Below are 2,906 nucleotides of genomic sequence, written 5' to 3'. Positions count from 1 at the left end.
GCCGCCGCACTCGGCCACCCCGCTCACCGGCGGGGACGAGACGGCGTGCATTACGTACAACCCTATTTCCCCCTGGTGACGACAACCACATGTGCACGGCCCCCGCGGGCGACGGGGGGGCCCTTCCTGCTTCGGCTACGTCGGTCAGACGGTCTGCTCCCGCACGGCCGGACGGCGGCTGGCGATGACCTTCCTCGCCAGCGAGCGGGGGCTGGTCAGGAAGCCGTACCCCCAGGACATGTGCATGGTGGCCAGCGCCACCGGGATCTGCGCCCGCGCCTTCAGCGGCAGGCCCTTCCCGGCGGGCAGCGATCCGGCGACGATCGCCGCGGCGTACCCGGCCGGCACGACGAACGCCCACGGGGTGACGGCGGCGCCCACGACGATGCCGGCCGCTATCGCGCAGACGGCGGTCGGCGGGGCCAGGTAGCGCAGGTTGATCGAGCCCGCGTGGTAGCGCGCCACGACGTGGCGCCAGCGGCCGTACTCCTTGTACTGCTTGGAGAGCGCGCGGATGCTGGGCCGCGGGCGGTACTGGACCTTCAGCTCCGGCGAGAACCAGATAAGGCCGCCCGCCTCGCGGATGCGGAAGTTCAGCTCCCAGTCCTGGGCACGGACGAACTCCACGTTGTAGCCGTCGGCACGCTCCAGCGCCTCGCGGCGGAAGACCCCGAGATACACGGTCTCGGCCGGGCCCGCCTCCCCTCCGGTGTGGAAGGCCGCGTTGCCGACGCCGATCTTCGACGTCATCGCGGCGGCGACGGCGTCCTCCCAGGCGTTCTCGCCCTCGGCGTGCATGATGCCGCCGACGTTCTGCGCGCCGGTCTCCTCCAGGAGCCGCACCGCGGTCGCGATGTAGTTCGGCGAGAGCATGCCGTGGCCGTCCACCCGTACCACGATCGGGTGATGTGAAGCCTTGATCGCGGCGTTGAGCGCTGCGGGGGTGCGGCCGGTCGGATTGGGCACGGTGTGGACCCGGGAGTCCTCCCGGACCAGCTCGGCGGCGATCTCGTCCGTACGGTCGTCCGATGGGCCGAGGGCGATCACCACCTCCATCTCACCGGCGTACTCCTGCTCCAGGATGTGCCGGACCGAGTTCCTGAGATGGCGTTCCTCGTTGAGCACCGGCATGATCACGGAGACGGCGGGGTACTGCGCGGCAGACATGTGGTCCTCGGGGGGTCCTCGGGGGTGCCAGGGTTCCGGGGGATTTCGCACCCCAGGAGGCGGCGTGATTCGGCCGCCACGTTACCGCGAACGGGGGACAGCGGCGCGCGCCGCCAGGTCTCCTCCCGGTCTGCAGATCGTATGGGCCTAACGTGCGAAAGTCCCACTCGCTCGCGCGGAGGTGTCCCTCGTGCCCACGCCGCACCGATCGCCCCGTCCACCGCACCCCCGCACCGCTCCACCGCAGCGCAGGGCCTCACGACAGCCCGGAACCGGCCGCGCCGCCGGGCGGAACCGGGCCGGTGGGCGGAAGCCGCCGCCCCGGTGGGGCATGCGGGTCGTCACCGGGCTGTCCGTGCTGGTGCTCGGCGCCGGCGGGATCGGCCATGCCGTGGTGAGCGGTCTGGAGACGGGGATCGACCGGGTCGACCCGTTCAAGGACATGAAGAACCGTCCTCCGGGCGGCCACGGCATGAACTTCCTGCTCGTCGGCACCGACGGCCGCGACAAGATCAGCGCGGCGGAGAAGAAGAAGTACAAGCTGGGCGGCGCGCCCTGCCACTGCACCGACACCCTCATGCTCGTCCACGTATCGGCCGACAAGCAGCGGGCCAGCGTCATCAGTCTGCCGCGCGACAGCTACGCCGAGCTCCCGGCCCACACCGACGGCACCACCGGCAAGGAGCACTCCCCTCATCCCGTGAAGCTGAACGCCGCCTATGCCGAGGGCGGGCCTCATCTCACGGTGCGGACCGTCGAGCAGATGACGGGCGTCAAGATCGACCACTATCTGGAGGTCGACTTCACCAGCTTCATGAAGACGGTCGACACCCTGGGCGGGGTGGAGATCTGCACCGCCAAGCCGCTCAAGGACTCCTACACCGGACTGAACCTGACCGCCGGCACCCACAGACTGGACGGCGGCAAGGCCCTCCAGTACGTGCGCTCCCGGCATCTCGACGGGGCGGCCGACCTGGGCCGGATGCAGCGCCAGCAGAAGTTCATGGCCGCGCTGATCAAGCAGACGACCAGCAGCGGTGTGCTGATGAACCCGATGAAATTCCAGCAGGTCGCCTCGTCGATGCTCGAATCGGTACGCGCCGACAAGGGCTTCGGTACGGAACAGATGCTGGAGCTCGGCAAAGCCATGCGCGGCTTCACCCCGGCCTCGTCCGAATTCGCCTCGGTACCCCTCGAGGAGAAGGGCTACCAGGTCAAGGGCATCGGCTCCACCGTGAAGTGGGACGCCGAGGAGTCGAAGAAGATGTTCCGGGCCCTGCGCGAGGACCGCCCACTCGCCCCGCACGTGCCGAAGCCGCCCAAGGCGACCCTCGTCGACGTGGCCCCGGAGCAGATCCGGGTGCAGGTCTACAACGGGACACCGAGGGACGGGCTCGGCCAGGACGTCGACGAGGCACTGCGCGGCACCGGTTTCAACACCACCCGCTCCCCGCTGAGCGGTGGCCCGAGCGATCTGACACGCACCGTGGTCAGCTACGACCCGCGCTGGGACCGGTCGGCGAAGTCCCTGGCCACCGCGCTGCCCGGATGCGAGCTCAGGGCGGTGAAGGGGCAGGGCGGGACCATGAAGGTCACGGCGGGCTCGGACTTCACCAAGGTGCAGCGCGTGAAGGCCGAGGACCCCCAGCGTGGCGAATTCGGCACGGTCACGGGCGACCAGGTGGTCTGCCCGTGACCGCGCCTCCAGGAGGTCACCCCTCGCGGCGCCGGGAGAACTG

The 2,906-nt window shown here is 70.1% G+C and carries 2 protein-coding genes; one reads left to right on the top strand and one right to left on the bottom strand.

Annotation, left to right across the window (positions count from 1 at the left end):
- Positions 1 to 144: 144 nt before the first annotated feature.
- Positions 145 to 1,167, bottom strand: coding sequence for a glycosyltransferase family 2 protein (locus tag ACFWFI_RS42195; protein WP_387401178.1), 1,023 nt, complete (start codon positions 1,165 to 1,167; stop codon positions 145 to 147).
- 331 nt (positions 1,168 to 1,498) lie between these two features.
- Here ACFWFI_RS42195 and ACFWFI_RS42190 point away from each other — a divergent pair, with 331 nt between their 5' ends.
- Complete coding sequence (locus tag ACFWFI_RS42190; protein ID WP_387401176.1) at positions 1,499 to 2,863, top strand: LCP family protein; 1,365 nt, start codon at positions 1,499 to 1,501, stop codon at positions 2,861 to 2,863.
- Positions 2,864 to 2,906: the final 43 nt, after the last annotated feature.

The organism is Streptomyces sp. NPDC060209 (assembly GCF_042728155.1).
Lineage (GTDB): Bacteria > Actinomycetota > Actinomycetes > Streptomycetales > Streptomycetaceae > Streptomyces.
Note: the sequence above shows the minus strand (reverse complement) of the source record. Positions and strands in the feature narration are given on the sequence as shown.